18 protein-coding genes are annotated in these 19,687 nt (G+C 42.0%); 16 read left to right on the top strand and 2 right to left on the bottom strand.

Annotated features, from left to right (window positions below):
• Position 1: 1 nt before the first annotated feature.
• Positions 2–307 carry an NAD(P) transhydrogenase subunit alpha gene (locus ABJD64_RS01255; RefSeq protein WP_348182232.1) on the bottom strand — a complete coding sequence of 102 codons (306 nt, stop codon included), beginning with the start codon at positions 305–307 and terminating at the stop codon, positions 2–4.
• A 25-nt stretch (positions 308–332) separates the two neighbouring features.
• Positions 333–1,433 (bottom strand): NAD(P) transhydrogenase subunit alpha, encoded by a 1,101-nt coding sequence (locus ABJD64_RS01250; RefSeq protein WP_348182231.1) that lies wholly within the window; start codon positions 1,431–1,433, stop codon positions 333–335.
• A gap of 312 nt (positions 1,434–1,745) precedes the next feature.
• On the opposite strand from ABJD64_RS01250, the gene ABJD64_RS01245 reads away from it, so the two are divergent.
• The 16 genes from ABJD64_RS01245 (at position 1,746) to ABJD64_RS01170 (ending at position 19,625) form a co-directional block, all read left to right on the top strand.
• Positions 1,746–2,222, top strand: a complete 477-nt coding sequence (locus ABJD64_RS01245; protein WP_348182230.1) for a cytochrome c — start codon at positions 1,746–1,748, stop codon at positions 2,220–2,222.
• A gap of 24 nt (positions 2,223–2,246) precedes the next feature.
• Complete coding sequence (locus ABJD64_RS01240) at positions 2,247–2,819, top strand: fasciclin domain-containing protein (protein ID WP_348182229.1); 573 nt, start codon at positions 2,247–2,249, stop codon at positions 2,817–2,819.
• A 24-nt stretch (positions 2,820–2,843) separates the two neighbouring features.
• A complete protein-coding gene (gene nosZ, locus ABJD64_RS01235) occupies positions 2,844–4,808 on the top strand; it encodes a Sec-dependent nitrous-oxide reductase (protein WP_348182228.1) in 1,965 nt (654 codons plus the stop codon).
• A gap of 85 nt (positions 4,809–4,893) precedes the next feature.
• The gene (locus tag ABJD64_RS01230) at positions 4,894–5,490 is read left to right on the top strand and encodes a hypothetical protein (RefSeq protein WP_348182227.1); all 597 of its coding nucleotides are present in this window, start codon (positions 4,894–4,896) and stop codon (positions 5,488–5,490) included.
• 11 nt (positions 5,491–5,501) lie between these two features.
• Entirely contained in the window at positions 5,502–5,939 is a 438-nt protein-coding gene (locus ABJD64_RS01225) for a nitrous oxide reductase accessory protein NosL (protein ID WP_348182226.1), read from the top strand.
• A gap of 28 nt (positions 5,940–5,967) precedes the next feature.
• Positions 5,968–7,209 (top strand): nitrous oxide reductase family maturation protein NosD, encoded by a 1,242-nt coding sequence (locus ABJD64_RS01220; RefSeq protein ID WP_348182225.1) that lies wholly within the window; start codon positions 5,968–5,970, stop codon positions 7,207–7,209.
• Positions 7,206–7,901: an ABC transporter ATP-binding protein gene (locus tag ABJD64_RS01215; RefSeq protein WP_348182224.1), complete on the top strand. Its 696-nt coding sequence runs from the start codon at positions 7,206–7,208 to the stop codon at positions 7,899–7,901. Before ABJD64_RS01220 ends, ABJD64_RS01215 begins: the two co-directional genes overlap by 4 nt.
• The gene (locus tag ABJD64_RS01210; protein ID WP_348182223.1) at positions 7,898–8,680 is read left to right on the top strand and encodes an ABC transporter permease; all 783 of its coding nucleotides are present in this window, start codon (positions 7,898–7,900) and stop codon (positions 8,678–8,680) included. The genes ABJD64_RS01215 and ABJD64_RS01210 overlap by 4 nt, the downstream gene beginning before the upstream one ends.
• Before the next feature lie 19 nt (positions 8,681–8,699).
• Positions 8,700–9,116 (top strand): DUF1801 domain-containing protein, encoded by a 417-nt coding sequence (locus ABJD64_RS01205; protein WP_348182222.1) that lies wholly within the window; start codon positions 8,700–8,702, stop codon positions 9,114–9,116.
• Between the two features lie 82 nt (positions 9,117–9,198).
• On the top strand, positions 9,199–10,983 hold the full coding sequence (locus ABJD64_RS01200; RefSeq protein WP_348182221.1) for an acyl-CoA dehydrogenase: 1,785 nt from the start codon (positions 9,199–9,201) through the stop codon (positions 10,981–10,983).
• Between the two features lie 63 nt (positions 10,984–11,046).
• The gene (locus ABJD64_RS01195; RefSeq protein WP_348182220.1) at positions 11,047–11,661 is read left to right on the top strand and encodes an RNA polymerase sigma-70 factor; all 615 of its coding nucleotides are present in this window, start codon (positions 11,047–11,049) and stop codon (positions 11,659–11,661) included.
• A 1-nt stretch (position 11,662) separates the two neighbouring features.
• Positions 11,663–12,700, top strand: coding sequence for a FecR domain-containing protein (locus ABJD64_RS01190; protein ID WP_348182219.1), 1,038 nt, complete (start codon positions 11,663–11,665; stop codon positions 12,698–12,700).
• A gap of 98 nt (positions 12,701–12,798) precedes the next feature.
• Entirely contained in the window at positions 12,799–15,435 is a 2,637-nt protein-coding gene (locus ABJD64_RS01185) for a TonB-dependent receptor (protein ID WP_348182218.1), read from the top strand.
• Between the two features lie 45 nt (positions 15,436–15,480).
• Positions 15,481–16,233: a DUF4249 family protein gene (locus ABJD64_RS01180; protein WP_348182217.1), complete on the top strand. Its 753-nt coding sequence runs from the start codon at positions 15,481–15,483 to the stop codon at positions 16,231–16,233.
• Positions 16,234–16,408: 175 nt separating this feature from the next.
• The gene (locus tag ABJD64_RS01175) at positions 16,409–18,811 is read left to right on the top strand and encodes a TonB-dependent receptor (RefSeq protein WP_348182216.1); all 2,403 of its coding nucleotides are present in this window, start codon (positions 16,409–16,411) and stop codon (positions 18,809–18,811) included.
• 16 nt (positions 18,812–18,827) lie between these two features.
• The gene (locus ABJD64_RS01170; RefSeq protein WP_348182215.1) at positions 18,828–19,625 is read left to right on the top strand and encodes a DUF4249 domain-containing protein; all 798 of its coding nucleotides are present in this window, start codon (positions 18,828–18,830) and stop codon (positions 19,623–19,625) included.
• Positions 19,626–19,687 lie beyond the last annotated feature (62 nt).

Genomic DNA, 19,687 nt, shown 5'->3' with positions numbered 1-19,687 from the left:
CTTATTTCTTCTTAAACATTTCCAACATACGATTGGTCACGGCGTGACCTCCTACTACATTGATACTACCTAGGATAATCCCCAACGTTCCAAAAATTAGAGTTATAACATCGGTGGGCTCTGCCTGACGAACCAAAATAATAGCACCGATAATCACAATTCCGCTGATCGCGTTGGAGCCGGACATCAATGGAGTATGCAATACAGTTGGAACTTTTGATATCACCTCAAATCCCAGGTAAATGGTAATAATTAAGAGGTTAATCATCAGGACATTGTCCTTTAGATAATCTAATATCTCTAACATGCTTTTTAGAATTTAATAATAATGATTAGGCTGATACAGCTGATTTTTCTTCTTCCCTCAAAAGAGTCTTACTTATAATCTCGCTGTCATAAGACAAGTTGTCCTTTCCGTCTTTCAGGATATACTTCAAGAAATTATAAATATTGTTGCTATACAACAAACTGGCCTGCTTGCCCATCAGATTGTATAGTTTGGAATCACCAATGATAGTTACGCCATCGACATCGATCGTTTGACTGTCTTTTGATAACTCGCAGTTGCCTCCACTGGCTGACGCCATATCAACAATGACACTTCCCTTTTTCATTGCAGCAACAGTCCTGTTCTCAATAAGTACTGGAGCCTTACGGCCAGGAATATTAGCCGTCGAAATTACAATATCAGCTTTGACAGCTGTTTCATGTATCAGCTCTTTCTGTTTTTTAATGTAGGTCTCTGATTGTTCTACCGCATAACCACCGGCGGTAGTATCTTCCTGGCTCCCTTCTACTTCTATAAATTTAGCTCCCAAACTTTGTACCTCTTCTCTTACTGCAGTTCTGACATCGAAGGCTTCTACAATAGCACCAAGTCGTTTGGCTGTAGCAATGGCCTGTAACCCGGCCACTCCAGCACCCAACACCAACACTCTGGCAGGTGGGATAGTGCCAGCCGAAGTAGTCATCATTGGAAAATATCCAGCAAATTCATCGGCTGCCGTCACGACTGCCTTATAACCTGACAGCGACGCGAGAGATGAAAGCACATCCATAGATTGAGCAATGGTAGACCTAGGTAAAAGGTCGAGACTGAAAACCTGGGCTGTAGCCTCCCTCAAATCGGTAAGCATGTTGGATTCTACTCGTCCATTGAATTTACCTACGAGCAGCGAATTCTTAGTGATTTGTTTAAGATCGGTCTTCTCAATAGCCGTTCCTGTTAATATGATATCGGCTTTTGACAGTACCTCTTTGCGCGAAGCTATTACTGCGCCTGCAGATTCATATAATTCATTGCTGTAGCCTGATGCAACTCCGGCATCAGATTCAACAATAATTTGATATTCATCCTTAATTAATTTGGATGTCACCTGCGGCACCAGAGCCACCAGATTTTCCTCAGTACATTTTACAACGCCAATTACCATATCATGCTTAAATTTTTCATACTTCTATAGAAATACAATCTTGGGTCAGTTGCATTTTAGGTACCAGTCGTTGCAAACCTACTAAGGATTAAGGAATATTATTGAAATTTAATTCACTATTACTGATGATTTATTGCCAATATGGAAATCAGGACCCGTCGTCTTAATCAATATTTCAGTTTCGTTATTCCATTCCATCTACTACTTCTACCACTCATTGTTTGGTGACATCTCTCTTATCCTTAGCTGATCCACGTCATAGTTTTCAGTCCATGTCGGAAATACTTTTACGCCATAACAAGATTCATAACCATGAAAAAAATCGCATACCTATTTGCCATTTTAGCTGTACTGGCTACCGCTTGCGGAGGAGAAAAAAACAATGCTGAAAGTGTAAAAGAAAAATTCAAGAAAAAGGCACCCAAATCGGTCGCTGAGATGGAAAAGGAATACCAAAAGTACAACGGCATAGGTCCGATAAAAGCTTTTGAAATGCCTGCAGAAATAGATCAAACGCTGGTTGATCAGGGAAAAACCATTTTCGAAGCTAAATGCACAGCTTGCCATAAAACAACCAAAAAATTTATAGGCCCGTCTCCGGCTAATATTCTGAATAGGAGAAACCCTGCCTGGGTAATGAATATGATATTGAATCCTGATGAAATGACTCAAAAGGATCCTCTAGCCAAACAACTCCTTATAGAATACAATGGTTCGCCGATGGCCAATCAGAATCTTTCTGAAGAAGAAGCCAGATCTGTGTTGGAGTATTTCAGAACATTAGAATAAAATTTTCAACTAACAGTAATCACCATGAAATCAAACTATTTATTAACACTGCTATCCATACTGATAGTAATTATGATGGGGAGTTGTAGTCAAGGCTCCCAGCAAGAAGGCGCCGCAAGTAGCACGCCTATTCCGGAATCCCACCCTAAGGGACAAGCTTCTGTTGAAGACAATGTATCTGAAGCGAACATTCTTCAGGTTGCTGCCGGATCTCAGGCACATACCACTTTAGTAGCTGCTGTGCAAGCAGCAGAGATTGAGCATGTTTTGGTTAATGCAGGACCTCTGACCGTTTTTGCACCTACTAATGATGCCTTTGCCGCATTGCCCGAGGGCACTGTTGATGACCTCCTGAAGCCAGAGAATAAAGCAAAACTCGCCAACATCCTTACCGGGCATGCGGCTCCTGGATCTTTCGATCTCGAGGCCTTAAAGAAAGAGGCTCGAAAGGGTCGAAAAATCTACACAGCCACAGGACAGTATCTGGAAGTAAGTGTTGACGGTGACGAAGTTCTCATTGCCGGAGCCCGAATTCTAGGCACTATTCAAACCTCCAACGGGGTCATCAATGTGATTGACAAAATCATACTACCATAAGACATCATTTTAAACAATAAACAGATGAAATCTAAGATCATAAATACAACAAGTATCCTTGTCAGCCTGACGCTGCTATTCTTAGCAGCATGTACGCCTGGTGGAGACAAAAATGCAGGTGCTTTAAGCGGCAACCTGGCAGAAAGATCGTTTGTGGCTCCTGGCGAGCATGACGAATTTTACGGATTTATATCAGGTGGATTTAATGGCCAATTATCTGTCATTGGACTTCCATCGGGTAGAGTATTCAAGAATATTCCGGTGTTCTCCGTAGACGCGGAAAAGGCTTATGGCTTCAATGAAGAAACCAAGCCTATGCTAAATACTTCGTTTGGTTTTGTGCCATGGGGAGATTCTCACCATCCCGATATTTCACAGACCAATGGTGTACTTGACGGTAGATGGGTTTTCATCAATGAGAACAATACGCCTCGAATCGCCAGAATTGATTTGACTACTTTCGAAACTACCGAAATCATTGAGATTCCAAACTCTGCAGGGAATCACAGTTCGTCATACGTAACTGACAACACCGAGTATGTGATTGCCGGTACGCGATTTGGTGTACCAGTACCTCAAAGAGACATGCCCATCGATGAATACAAAGGTAATTTCAAGGGTATGTTGTCATTTTTGAAGGTTGATCCTGAAAGTGGCGAAATGAATATCGAATTCCAGATTAAAATGCCTGGATTCGATTATGACAAGGCACATCCTGGACGTGGAAAATCTCATGGCTGGTTCTTCTATACCACGTATAATACAGAAGAAGCCAACACGCTATTGGAAGTAAATGCATCTCAAAATGACAAAGATTTTATCGCAGCTGTAAACTGGAAAAAGGCTGAAGAATACATCGCTCAGGGCAATTTCGAAACTATGAAAACAAACTATGCCCATAATGTCTATGACGAGAGAACACATAGTGCCACGACTACATGGGAAAAAGAAGTTAGAATTTTGGACCCTGCAAAATGTCCGGGACTGGTCTATTTCATGCCGATGCCTAAGTCTCCTCATGGATGCGACGTAGACCCAACTGGAGAGTACATTGTGGGTAGCGGAAAGTTGTCTGCCAACGTAACGGTTCATTCATTTGACAAAATGATAAGTGCCATAGAAAATGAGAAGTTTGATGGTGAAGCGTATGGCATTCCTATTTTGAACTTCGAAGATGTATTGGCAGGGGTCGTTGTACAACCTGGTTTAGGTCCATTGCATACAGAATTCGATGATAAAGGTAATGCATACACTACTTTCTTTATCTCCTCGGAAGTGGTGAAATGGAAATTGGGAACCTGGGAAGTGATCGATAGAAAACCAACTTATTACTCTGTAGGACACCTGATGATTCCTGGTGGTAACTCGCAAAAGCCATTTGGCAAATACTTGGTTGCTATGAACAAAATCACCAAGGATAGATATCTACCTACTGGACCAGAAGTCACTCAATCAGCTCAGCTTTATGATATCTCCGGTGAAAAAATGGAACTGTTGCTAGACTTCCCTACCCTTGGAGAACCTCACTACGCGGCAGGCATTCCAGCTGACCTGATCAAAGCCAAGTCAAGAAAAATTTATAAACTAGAAGAAAATGAGCACCCTTATGTGACCAAATCCGAGAAGGATGCCAAGGTGGTCAGAGACGGCAACATTGTTCATATATACATGACCATGATTCGCTCTCACTTTGCACCTGACAATATTGAGGGTGTCAAGGTAGGTGATAAAGTGTATTTCCATGTCACCAATTTGGAACAGGATTACGATGTGCCACATGGAGTTAGCATGATTGGGGCTAATACTTCGGAATTGCTCATCATGCCTGGTCAAACAGAGACCTTCCTTTGGGAACCAAAAGGAGTCGGTGTATGGCCTTACTACTGTACTGATTTCTGCTCTGCCCTACACCAGGAAATGCAAGGATATGTGAGGGTCTCTGATAAAAATTCAGACATCCAACCAAGTTGGACCCTTGACGGAGAATAATATAAAGTGTTGGTTTGTTGGGGGGCGTTTCGCTAAGGTTCGCTCCCCTATTTCCCAAACGAAAACAATCATTAACAAATTAGAAATGAAAACTTCAAAAGTCATGATGATCGTTGGATCTCTCATGATACTCTTATTGTTCGTGCTCCCTCTATGGAATATCACACTCGAAGCACCTCAGTATCCCGAAGCTATTGGCATGGACATCTGGATCAACAAAATCACAGATCACAATCCCAATGACATAAAAAATATCAATCTCATGAACCACTATGTAGGTATGAAAGACATCCCTACAGATATGGCTGAGTTCGACATTTTTCCTCCTGTGATCATTTTCATGGCCATACTAGGTGTAACCTTTGGCCTAATCGGTAACAAAAAACTATATGTAACCTGGTTCATCATTATGAGCTTACTAGGTACTGCCGGTATGTATGATTTCTACAGATGGGAATATGATTACGGCCATAACCTCAAAGAAAATGCAGCCATCAAGTTTCTTGATAGCAAAGGAGAACCTATGGCTTACCAGCCACCTTTATTCGGTTCTAAAATGATCTTAAACTTCAATGCGATTTCACTGCCAATGAGTGGTGCCTATGCCCTGTTTGCTGGAATGTTTATCACCTTGGCGGCCTTTTTCATAGCCAAAAAAGAAGAAGAAAAGCTTCAAACGTAAATATCACAATCATGATCAGACCAACACTTTACATTTTTGCCCTCCTCCTTTTTCTCACACAATGTACCATAGAGACTGAACCAATCAACTATGGAACAGATAGCTGCCATTTTTGTAAAATGACCATAGTGGATCAGCAGCATGCAGCACAAATCGTCACAAAAAAGGGGCGCAATTATAAATACGATGCCATCGAATGCATGGTCAATAGCCTGCCTCAGTGGAAGAGTGAAGAGATTCACACCTATTTGATCGCAGATTTTTCTGTGCCAAAAAAAATGATCGATGCAACAACTGCTCATTATCTGATAGCCGAACACATGCCAAGCCCCATGGGTGCTTTTTTGTCCGGTTTCGAAAACGAAACAATAAGAAATCAATACGCCAAATCAGAAAAAGATCAAACCCTGAACTGGTCAGAACTGCAAAAAGCAATTGCCAAAAAATAATTATCTTCAATTATTGCGCTTTGACCTCATGCTAAAAATTAGGAATTTTACGATCATATTATTGCTATGGGTCAGTTCATACCCAATCATTGCCAGGGAAACCAAGGTATGTTCGAAATGTGAAACTACCGATTTGATCACGGCACTTAAAAGAGCCTCGGCTCATGATACTATACGCCTTCTCCCAGGCACCTATGCCGCCGTCGACATTGAACTGGATAAGCCCATCACTCTATTCGGTGAGCCCGGCGCTATACTTGATGGTCAAAACAAAAACCACATTCTGAAATTATCAGTAGACAGCATAACTATCGTCGGATTGAAATTTATTAACTCAGGCAGGAGTTTCACCAAGGATTATGCGGCGATTTATGCCCACAGAGTGAATTATTTTAGAATAGTAAACAATACCATAGATCAGCCATATTTTGGTCTGCTTCTAGAAAAATCTCACCACGGAGAAATTAAGAACAATGTAATCCGCGGGGTGACGGCACAAGAAAAGGATTCTGGTAATGGCATCCACCTGTGGCATTGTTCTGACATCGAAATCAGCGGAAACGAAACCTACGGACTCAGAGATGGAATCTATTTTGAGTTTGTTTCCAACAGCATTGTGAAAAACAACAGAAGTCACCACAATGTTCGTTATGGTCTTCATTTCATGTTTTCTAACCATGATGAATACCGAGACAACACCTTCCATGACAATGGAGCCGGAGTAGCTGTCATGTTTTCGAAGTTTATCATCATGAAAGGCAATCTTTTTACTAAGAATTGGGGTACGGCATCCTATGGTCTTTTACTCAAAGAGATATACGATGCCGAAGTGACTAACAACAGATTCGAAGAAAACACGATCGCCATATTCCTGGAAGGAACCGGCAGAATCAACTACCTACACAACGAATTCTACAACAACGGCTGGGCAGTCAAAGTATCCGGCGGATGCTATACCAACATTTTTGAAAGTAACAATTTTGTAAACAATGCATTAGATATTGCCTACAATAGCAAAATAAATGACAACGAATTCAGATACAACTATTGGAGTAGTTATACAGGCTATGATTTGGATAGAGATGGCACGGGGGATGTTCCCTATCGACCAGTGAAGCTCTTTTCATACATTATCAGCCAAACACCTGAATCCATCATTTTGCTGAGAAGCCTATTTGTTGACATTATCAATTTTTCCGAAAAAGTATCTCCCATTTTTACGCCCGACAATTTAATGGACCATTCACCCGCCATGCAACCCATACTATGATACAAATTGAAAATATAAAAAAGCGATTCGACCGGTTGCAGGTGCTCGATGGAGTTAGTCTTACCATAAACCGACCTGGTATTTTTGCTATTCTGGGCCCTAACGGGTCGGGTAAAACCACGCTTTTAAAAAGCATATTGGGGATGGTACTGCCGCAAAGTGGCAACATCCAACTCAATGGAGAGTCGACCCTCAAAGAATGGAAATACAGAAATCAAATAGGATATCTGCCACAGATTGCCAGATTTCCGGACAATCTCAGCGTTCGTGAGGTCATAGAAATGATCAAAACCATTCGATCTCAGCCGGCCAATGAACAACCTCTGATAGAGCGGTTTTCTTTACAAGATTTTCTTGACAAAAAACTGGGCAACCTATCCGGCGGTACAAGACAAAAGGTAAATATCGTACTGACTTTCATGTTCGACTGTGAGCTGTACATCCTGGATGAACCTACTGCTGGTCTCGACCCTGTAGCACTCATTCAGTTGAAAGATTTGATCGGTGCTGAAAAAGAAAATGGCAAAACTTTTATGATCACTACTCATATTATGAATCTCGTGGAAGAGTTGTCAGATGAAATCGTTTTTCTACTGGACGGCAAAATATATTTCAAAGGATCTCTGGAAGAACTCAAACAAAAGACCGGTCAACAAGATCTTGAACATGCCATAGCTCAAATATTACAATGATTAAAATACTGAAATATAGTTTTTATGATCTGGCCCGAAGCCGCTGGAGCTATGTCTACTTTGCATTTTATCTGCTATTAGGATTTGTTCTGTTGTTTTTGAATAGCAGTATCTCCAAGGCAGTTATCACACTCATGAACATCATCGTGGTACTTTCTCCGATGATAGGTACCATTTTTGGAATTATGTATCATTACAGTGCCCGCGAGTTTACAGAACTGCTCCTGGCTCAACCGATCCGAAGGCGAACCATCTTCCTGGGTCAATATCTGGGGATTGCCTCTTCCCTTTCACTTAGCTTGGTTCTTGGATTGGGTATCCCATTTTTTATCTACGGAGTGAGTCAGTCCGCGGAGTTTTGGAATTTTGCTTTGCTCCTGATAACCGGCGCTTTTCTAACGTTCATCTTTGTCGGGCTGGCCATCAATATTGCCCTGGCCAATGAGAATAAAATCAAAGGATTCAGCTATGCCATCTTGCTCTGGCTCTTTCTGGCTGTGATGTACGATGGTATCTTCATGATACTGCTGATAACTTTTCGCGATTACCCGCTGGATCGATTTGCACTTATCGCCAGTGTCCTAAACCCTATTGATCTTTCGCGGATATTAATCTTGCTCAAATTAGACATCGCAGCCTTACTTGGCTATACCGGTGCCATTTTTCAGAAGTTTTTCGGTTCGAATCTCGGGGTCCTTATTTCATTTGGTGCCCTTTCTGTTTGGACGCTGATTCCTGCGCTGAACTTATTGAGATTGGCAGATAAGAAGGATTTTTAATTTTATAAAAACAACTCATATGGCTTTAAAAACCCAACCCGGATCGGAAAGTGCATCGAAACTGGTCTCTGCTATTGAAGATCCTCAAAGAAAAAAAGACTGCGAACGCTTACTCAAGTTCTTCGAGGAGGCCACAGGTGAAAAGCCCATAGTTTGGGGTGGGTCAATGATTGGTTATGGCCATTACGCATATAAAACCAAAAGTGGTCATGCCGGAGAATGGTTCAAAGTTGGGTTTTCCAATCGAAAAACCAGCCTCACCATCTACGTGATTTCAGGCTATGAAAGGGAAGCAGAATTAATGAAATCACTCGGGAAATACAAAACAGGAAAATCGTGCCTTTATGTAAAAAAATTAACAGACATTGATCTTGATGTTTTGAGACAAATTGTGGTAAAATCATACCACTGGATGAATGAGACTTTTGACAAATGACGGATATCAACACTTAAAAAAAACAAAGTTCAAATGGATTTGTGGTCATTGAGAATTAATTTAAGTTCTTAACCATTCAAAAATGAAATACTACGATCCACAGACCCTTTCATTTCTTTTGTCTGAAGTCCACCACTTGGAAGACTTACTGAAATTAGACCGGTACGCTGCTTACGACCGACCGTCCATTGACCTATTGCTGGATGCCGTCAAGGAGTTTAGTGACACTGCACTATTTCCTTATATCAAGGAAATGGATGAACAGCCCTCAGTCTTTATGGATGGAAAGGTCAAGGTGCATGAGCAGTTTGGTCCCATACTAAAGAAGGCCGGCGAAATGGGGCTGATCAGTGCATCTATGGACGAAAAGGACGGAGGGCTTCAAATGCCGATGCTGGTCGTGAATGCGTTGTATTTCATTATGGAGGCGGCTAATAATCATGTGACCGGTTACCTCGGGCTCACTTCAGGAGCAGCCAATGTAATCGTTACATTCGGATCGGAAGAACTAAAGCAAAGATATGTTCCGAAAATGTTGGAGATGCAATGGGGTGGTACCATGTGCCTGACTGAACCCCAGGCAGGAAGTTCACTTTCTGATATTACATCCTCGGCCAAACCCCTCGATGATGACTCCTATTCCATACACGGGCAAAAAATCTTTATTTCGGCCAGCGACCACCAGTTTTCAGACAATTTTATTCATTTGGTACTTGCTCGAATCGAAGGTGCACCGGCTGGCACGAAGGGTATTTCTTTATTTGTCGTTCCTCAGTATCTCGTCAATGATGACGGCTCGAAAGGAGCTTTCAACCATGCGGACATTGTAGGAGAATTTGTGAAATTGGGGCAAAGAGGATACTGCACTAATCATTTAGCGTTTGGCGACAGTGGAGAAAGCATCGGCTATCTACTGGGCGAAGCCAACAAAGGATTGAGCTACATGTTTCAATTGATGAATGAAGCCAGAATCGCTACCGGAAGGATGGGAACGGGCATTGCATCAGCTGCTTACCATGCCTCTCTGCAATACGCCAAAGAACGCCCTCAGGGTCGCAAGTTGCAAAGTTCAGGAAAAAAAGATCCAAATGCCGAACAGACACTGATCATCAATCACCCGGATGTGAAGCGCATGTTGTTACATCAGAAAGCCATTGTTGAGGGCAGTCTGAGCCTCATTCTTCAGTGCTCTTACTATCTGGACAAGCAAATGACAACTGAGGGAGAGGAAAAAAACACCTTCCACTTGCTTTCTGAAATATTAAACCCGATAGCCAAAACCTATCCGTCCGAAGCTGGAAAACATGCAGTGGATACCGGCCTGCAAGTATTAGGCGGCTATGGATATATGATGGATTTTATTCTGCAGCAATACCTTCGCGATATCCGTATCATTTCGATATATGAAGGGACTACTGGTATCCAGTCCTTGGACCTGCTCGGTAGGAAAATATCCATAGAGGATGGCGCTGCGCTGAAGCTACTAGCCAAAGAAATGGAGACGACCATTAAAGCCGCCATGCAAAAAGGGGAATTAAAAAATTATGCCATGGAGCTTGCAGAAAATTCAAAACTGATCGAAGCAAGTCTTGCGCATTTGATGCCATTTGCGATGAAGGGAAATCATGAAAGATACCTCGCAGATGCAACTATCTTTATGGAGCTTTTCGGAACCGTCGTCATTGGTTGGCAATGGCTCAAAATGGGAATTGCTGCATTGGACCAAACTGAAGATGCTTTCAAAGAAAGCAAGCTGCATACACTGGACTATTTCTATAAATATGAAATGTCAAAATGCAAAGGATTGCAAAAGACCATCTGCCATGATTCAGAGGTTACTATCAACATGAAAGCCGAACTATTTTAAGGAGCCAATTTCTTTTTAAAAAAGATCAGCTTCAATTCAATTTAGGCTTTTATCTTTGGCGCAATGCACCTACAAGACCAATTAGATGACGCCTCTTTTGAGACCCTTTTCAGAGACAGCTTTGAGGTGCTGAACAACATTGCCTACACGGTGGTAAAAGACAAAGATGTATCCAAAGACATTGTTCAACAAGTCTTTTACAAGCTCTGGAATAGCAGAGGTCATTTGACCATTAATACATCGATCAGATCCTACTTGCACAGAGCAGTTATCAATACGGCTTTGAACCACTTGGAAAAGCATAAGCGCATGATTCCTTCCCAGGAGGAGCAATTGATCAATTCTGGCGGTGCATCTCATACCAATGTACTGGATCAGTTAGATCACGACGAGCTTGAGTCTGCTTTGCATGAGGCCATCGATGAATTACCCCCGCGTTGTCGGTTGGTATTTACCCTTAGTCGATTCGAAGGATTAACCAACAATGAAATTGCTGACCGAATGGACACCACGACCAAAACGGTCGAAAATCAAATGGGAAAAGCACTCAAGCACTTACGTGGAAGCTTAAAGCCGTTTTTGAGCAACAATCTCATTTCCATCACAGGACTCATTAATTATTTTTTGGTTGGCGTGGGTGTTAACGATTACTTGTCTGTCATAAACCAAATGCTATAACATGGATACCCAAATCTGGAACATATTAGGCAATCATCTCAAAGGAGAATCTGATAAGGACGAAGAGGCCAGGCTTAAGCAATGGCTTGAGCAAAGTCCTGAAAACCAACAAATTCTGGAGGATGTAAAGCAGATCTGGGAAAAGACAGGAAACCTGGATACTTCCAAATGGGCTCCTAAGGTCGACTTGGATGAAGAATGGGGCGCCTTCAAAAACTTAACAGAAGAAAATGATAAAGTAGAAAAATCCGAACCGCTTGAAAACGACTCGTCAAAAGGAAAAACCCTTGCATTTCCCGCATGGATCTATAGAGTGGCGGCCGCATTAGTATTAGGTTTAGGCTTGGCCTATTATCTCAACTACACCGGAGGGCCAACGTTGAACAAGAGCATGATTGTACATAACAGTCATCTGGAGAAAATCAAAGTTCTTCTACCCGACCAGTCAGAAATTTGGCTCAACCAGCAAAGCGAGATTTCCTATGATTCTGATTTTGGTATTTCGCATAGAATACTATCACTGCAAGGTGAGGCCTTTTTTGATATTCAAAAAAGTGAGATTCCCTTTGTCATTAATACTAATCAGACTAAAACTGAAGTCCTGGGTACTGCCTTCAACTTAAGGTCCTTCGCTGAAGAAACCGAGCTCACCCTGATTCGTGGTAGTGTAGCCTTCTCGGAAAAAGACAACCCCAGCAACAAAGTAATACTGATCCCCGGAGAAAGGGCCATTCATCAAGTCGGATCCGATCAGATACTTAAGTCCGAAAATTCAGACGCTAATTTCATAGCCTGGAAGGAAGAGGTACTTGTATTTGACAAGACAGAATTAGACGAGGTTATTACAGCCTTGGAAAAGTACTTCGATATCAAAGTCGAGGTAAATAATCTCCAATTATACAACTGTCGTTTTACAGGCAGATTCTATAATCCCAACCTTGATATAATTTTGGAAGTGTTGTCAGCTTCCCTGAATATAAAGTATACTTTGAAGGATAACAACGTATCTCTAACCGGAGCGGGATGCCCCTCAAACTAATCTTTGTCCTCTTTTCCTAAAATGCAGGTACAATTGCTAAATCGCTTCTGAGACCCTGCTATATTTGTATTATGCCCTCGCAGAGAATTCTTTTTTGGATGCTTTTATTGCTGCCCTCACTGGCCATTTGCCAAACCGATATTCTCTCCCAGCAAGTTTCTCTTAGAGTGGAAGACACTTTGTTAGAAGAAGTCCTAAATAGGTTATCAGATGAATTCTCGGTTGAAATTTCTTACAGCGACAACCATGTGCCTTTGAGGAAAAATGTGAGTCTTTCATTTGACGGATCACTTGGAAATGCGCTCAAATTATTGCTGGCTGACAGTGGAGTAAGTTTTAAGTTAATTGGCGGACAGGTCGTACTCATCCCGGAATCTCAGTTTGTGAGACAAACACATGTATTGAGCGGTTATGTCAGGGATTCATTGAATGGAGAAGATCTTATTGGCGTTAGTATCAAGGTCAAAGATGCAGACACAGGAGTGATAACCAATAATTATGGTTTCTACTCTCTCAGCCTTCCTGAAGGATCGTATGAAATCGTTTACTCTTATCTGGGCTTCCAACAGTTATCCAAAAAAATTGATCTGACCTCTGACAAGGAACTCAGTATAGGCCTACCTCAAAGTGCACTGCAACTCAATGAGCTCGTCATTGAGTCGGATACTGAAGCGGATGTCATAAGCAGTGTCGAAATGAACAATGCAGTATTGACCGTCCAGCGACTAAAACAGATGCCAGCCTTGTTAGGCGAAGTAGATATCGTACAGAGTCTGCTATTATTGCCCGGCGTGCAATCTGTTGGGGAAGGCAAAACCGGACTATATGTCCGTGGGGGAAGTGCGGATCAAACCCTCATACAACTGGATGAAGCCACCATATTTAATGCTTTCCACATTGGTGGGCTCTTCTCGGTGTTCAACCCGGACGTGCTAAAAGATGTCAAACTGCATAAAGGAGGAGCCCCCGTTCAGTATGGCGGTCGTTTATCTTCCGTACTGGATGTCAGGATGAAAGAAGGCAATAAGCAAAAATTCTCTAGTTCCGGAGGGATAGGTACCATTTCGAGTCGGCTAAGTATCGAGGGGCCGTTGTCAAAGACCAAAGGTGAACTAAAAACCAATAAAGGATCATTTATCCTTTCAGGGAGAAGAACTTATTTGGACCTCCTGTTGGGACTTTCAGGAGATTCAGAAGTCAACGGAAACAAACTCTTTTTCTACGATCTGAATGGAAAAATCAACTACTCGATTAACAAAAACAACAGAATATTCGCATCAAGCTACGTAGGTCGTGATGTCTTCAGACTCAAAGATGACGTCAGTTTGAAATGGGGCAATTTTATTACTTCACTCCGCTGGAACCACTTGTTCAATTCCAAGCTGTTCTTAAATACCACTTTCCTATATAGCAATTTCAACTACGGGTTTTCTCTCGAAGACAACCTATTTGGGATCAATTGGGAATCAAGCCTAAAGAATTACTCACTTAAAACTGACTTTTACTACTACATCAATCCTACACTAGAGCTTGACTTTGGTTATTCTATCATATGGCATCACTTTTCTCCCGCCGATATTGTGCCTCTTGAAAACTTCGCTGCCTTTGAACCGATAGAAATTACTACCGAAAATGCACTGGAACAAGGACTATATACTTCTTTAAAAAAGAAAGTATCAGATAAACTCGAAGTCAATCTTGGCTTGAGATTTTCATTGTTCCAGAATTATGGGCCGGGAGAGTATTATGTCTATGAAGATGGGTCATCAAAGGTGAATTCGAATATCACAGATACACTTCGAGCCTCCAAATACGAATTGATCAATACCTCCTTTGGTTTCGAACCTAGAATCAATGCTCGGTTTTTAATAAACAGCTCTACTTCAGTCAAAGGTTCCTACAACAGAAACAAGCAATACATTCACGTGCTGGCCAACAATACTGTGGGATTTCCAACCGATCGGTACAAACCCAGCAATCCTAATTTAAGCCCACAAACCAGCGACCAGTTTTCATTGGGTATCTTTAAGAAGATTAGAAATCTCACCTGGTCTGCAGAAGGCTACTATAGAATTATGCAAGACCTTGCTCAAATCAATAGCGACCCCAATGCGATCATAAGTAACTCATTAGAACAAAAACTATATACCGGGAAAGGTTGGTCTTATGGTCTGGAAATGTCTCTACGGAAGGAAAAAGGAAAAACCACCGGATGGGTAAGTTATACCTGGTCTCGCACCTGGCATCAACTGGCCAATCTAAACGGAGGCAAGAGGTTCAACCCCTTCTATGATAGAACACATGACGTCAACGTTGCAGTAAGTCATATGCTCAAACCTAGAATATCAATATCGACCAACTGGGTATTTAGCTCAGGACAAGCCTTGTCCTTACCGATCGGAAAGTATGAAGTAGACGGCAAGTCAATTCCCTTGTTTGACGATACTAACCTGAACGGTGACAGAGGACCTGCCTATCACAGGTTAGACCTATCCTTCGAGATAAAAGGCAAAAACAAAAAAAAGCGTAGGTGGCAAGGGAGTTGGAACATTGCCTTTTACAACTTGTATTTTAGAAAAAATCTGATTGGGTTTCAGTACAGAGATGTCATCAACGGAGACCCGGAATTCTCGGGTTCTGAAAAGGGTTTAAACATTGAAAGTCGTGAATTCAGAGCTGTAGGAAGTTACCTATTCCAGTTCATACCATCGGTTACCTATAATTTTAAATTTTAGCGCATCAGAAGACAACTCCTACATATCGGCTTTTTTTTCCTGCTCTTGTCTTGTCAGGAAGTATCTACCTTGGATGTTTCGGATGCTCCTCCGCAGTTGGTCATCGAGGGTAAAATCACAGATCAGCCTGGGCCCTATACAGTTAAACTGCATCTATCCACTTCATTTGAAGAGCCTGTGGATAAGAACCTCATCGAAAATGCTCAAATTCGAATTTTTGATGATCAGGGAAGCGAAGAAATCCTTTCTCAGTCAGCTCCCGGAATCTTTCAAACAGCAACACTGCAAGGTGTGGTTGGGGCGAATTATACGCTGGAAGTCACTTACGAAAATGTGACCTATACAGCCACCTCCTATTTGGGACCTGTCGGTGAAATCGATTCTCTTATCAGCACTTTCAATCAGGAAAGCACCATAAAAGACGAAGGCTATTACGTCTCCCTATTTGCACAAAAAAGCTCAGAAGAAGAGGTGAACTACTATCGATGGCGCTTATTCAAAAATGATTCCTTATTCAATGGAAGAAGCTTTCTTTATGTCGACTCTGATGAGTTCGGCGCTACACTAGAGGGCATTGAATTTGACTATGCTTTTGATGTTGGTGACACGGTAAAATGTGAGATGGAATCTCTGACCAAAGAGGCCTACAACTACTACGTGCAACTCAATTCAATACTTAACAACGATGCCATCGTAAACAAATCCAGATACTTCAATCCACCGACTAATTTTACTCCAACCACCCTGGGTATTTTTCAAACCTCAGCGGTAAGTACCGAGGAAATCATAGTAAAATAGTCATTGATCAACTGCATAATTAATTGATTTTGGGACATATTTAAAATACACAACATACTGTTGTTCAGTCGATTAACAAAATAAATTTAAACAAAAATCATTTTTTTTCATATCCACGTGGGTGCTGACAAGGACTTCTCGGTCATAAGCACGAATTCAAAAAACATAACAGGATATGAAGAAAATAATATGGATCTATCTGCTCGTGATTTTCACTGGGATAGCGTTTCCAAAATCAATTTGGGCCCAAAAGGGAACCTTCACCATCAGCGGTTACATTAAGGATGTTCAGGATGGAGAAAGTATCATCGGTGCAACGATATATGTACCGGCTTTAGAAAAAGGAGCAGTCACGAACATCTATGGTTTCTACTCTCTGACCTTACCCCAAGGCACCTACGACGTGAAATATTCCTACCTGGGATATCAGTTGCAACAAAAAAGTATCTCTTTCGATCAGGATCAAACTTTGGATGTCGAACTCAAATCTGAGATTCTTGAGATGGACGAACTTGTCATTACCGGTGAGCGGATGGACAAAAATGTAAGTGAAGTGAAAATGAGCACGGAACGGCTGGAAATCAAACAAATCAAAAATATTCCAGCGCTCATGGGCGAAGTAGACATCATTCGTGGGGTACAACTACTTCCCGGTGTACAATCTGCCGGAGAAGGTACCACAGGCGTATTAGTGCGAGGCGGATCGGCGGACCAGACCCTAATCCAAATGGATGAAGCTACGGTCTTTAATCCTTCTCATTTCATGGGGTTTTTCTCAGTATTTAACCCGGACGCAATCAAGGACTTGGAAATATACAAAGGAGGCATTCCATCAAGATACGGTGGCAGACTTTCATCGATTATGGATGTCCGGATGAAAGAAGGCAACAAAAAGAAGTTTGCAGCCTCTGGCGGAATAGGTATGATTTCCAGTCGCCTGACTGTAGAAGCACCCATCATAAAGGACAAGTCTTCTTTTATCATTTCAGGCCGAAGGACTTATGCGGATATGTTTGCTAAATTATCAAAAGACACTTCAGTAAGAAAAAACAAGCTCTTTTTCTACGATCTCAATTCAAAAATCAACTATACCATCAATGACAAAAACAAGGTTTTTGTTTCAGGATATTTCGGGCGAGACGTTTTTGACTTTGATGACGAATTCAGGTTGGAATGGGGAAATAAAACTGCCACAGTGCGCTGGAATCACCTTTTTAATAATCGTTTGTTTCTCAACACGACAGTGCTGTATAGCAACTTTGATTACCTGATCAATATCGACGATCCCGCAGAAAGCTTCAACTGGACTTCCCAGCTGCAAGAATACAGTGGTAAACTTGACTTTACCTTCTTCGCCAATCCAAACAATCAGATAGACTTCGGCTATCATACGATCTACCATAAATTCTCCCCTGCGGATATTAAACCGACAAAGAAGTCATTGATTGGCGCATTCAAGCTTGCCGACCAATTCGCGCTGGAACATGCTTTGTATGTGGGTAACAAACAAAAAATCAATGATAAGCTATCTGTTGAATATGGTGTAAGATATTCTCTGTTTCAGAATTTTGGTAAAGCAGATGTTTATACCTACAGCAATCCAAACGACCGGAAAAGAAACGAAATCACAGATACCGTCAGATATGAAAGCAGAGAGTTGATCAACTATCACGGGGGCTTCGAACCAAGAATTGCAGCTCGATATTTACTCAATGAAACCAGCTCGCTGAAGGCCTCATACAACAGAACCCGACAATATCTTCAGATCGCTTCCAACTCTACCGCCGGGCTACCTATTGACAGATGGATACCTAGTGATAGTTACATAAAACCTCAAATTGCCGATCAGATCGCATTGGGCTACTTCAGAAATCTGAACGAAAACAAATTCGAAATCTCGGTTGAGGCCTATTACAAAAAGATGCAAAACCAGATCGACTTCAAGGACGGCGCCGAGCTCTTACTAAGTGAAAATATCGAAACCGAGATACTCTCAGGAAAAGCCTGGTCCTATGGAGCAGAATTCCTCATCAAAAAGAATCAGGGAAGAACGACTGGGTGGATAGGCTATACCTTGTCCAAAACCAGAAGGCAAGTGCCTGGAATCAACGGTGGCAAGGCCTATAGCCCGAGATACGACAGAACACACGATATTTCGGTGGTCGTATCTCATGAGCTTAACGATAGAATCACACTATCCGGAAACTGGGTTTTCACAACGGGCAGTGCCGTTTCCAGACCTAAGGGAAAGTATACATATGAAGGACACTCTGTAGCCTACTACGACCCATTGGATAGAAATGGAGCTAGGATGCCCAACTATCACCGAATGGACTTGTCCGTCAATATTGAAAGCAAGAAGAATAAAACCAGAAGATGGCAGGGCAGCTGGAATTTTTCGATCTACAACGCCTATATGAAAAAGAACCCTTGGTCTATTCAATACAAGGACGTAATCAATGGCAATCCGAATCTTGACGAAACCGATAATGTGACGGTACAATCCAAAGAATTCAGACCTGTCAGTACTATCCTATTCAAAATTGTACCCTCTGTTAGCTACAATTTCAGATTTTAATTAAATGACTATTACGATGCAAAATATCATATATACATTCTTGATTGTCTGCCTGCTGAGCTCATGCCTGGAGGTAATAGACTTAAAACACGACGATAACGCTCCGGTATTGATCGTAGATGGGCTAATCACTGACCAGCCCGGTCCACACTTTGTAAAACTAAGCACGACCATTAGTTTCAATTCGAGTGAGCGATCATTTGCGGTAGAAGATGCCACAGTTACCCTATCCAATGACTTGGGAGAAGAGGAACAATTACTCCATATTGGTTCGGGAACTTACCAAATCACAACCATACAGGGTGTGGTAGGTCGGACCTACGATCTCAACATTGACTACGATGGACGGACGTATACCTCGCGATCGACCATGCTCCCCGTGAGCGAGATTGCCGAAATGGCTTCAACCTTCCGAAATGCTACAAGCCTGTCTGACGCGGGTTATTATGTATCAATGGCAGCACTTGTCTCTGTTCCGGACAAGATCAATTACTATCGCTGGAAAGTATATAAAAGCGACTCCTTGTTCAGTGGAAAGGAAGATATCATTGTCGCTGAAGACGAATACGCAGATGGCTCCTTCGAATTTGAGTTTGAATACCCTTTTGAACTGAATGACGAAGTAAAAGTGGAGATGTCTTCACTAAACAAAGATGCCTATGAGTACTACAATGGACTAGCAGAGGTGCTATCAAGTGATGGTGGGTTGTTTAGCCCACCGCCGGTCAACGCACCTTCGAATATCAGTAATGGTGCACTGGGGCTGTTTCAAGCCAATGCGGTTTCTTCGGATGTCATCACCATTACAGAATAAAAAAACTCTCGTGAGTGATTTAGGTTTCAGTCGTGGGTCAGGAGTGGCCCACGACTTATTTT

It is taken from the genome of Reichenbachiella sp. (assembly GCF_039944555.1).
GTDB lineage: Bacteria > Bacteroidota > Bacteroidia > Cytophagales > Cyclobacteriaceae > Reichenbachiella.
This window is presented reverse-complemented; position numbering and strand designations above follow the sequence as displayed.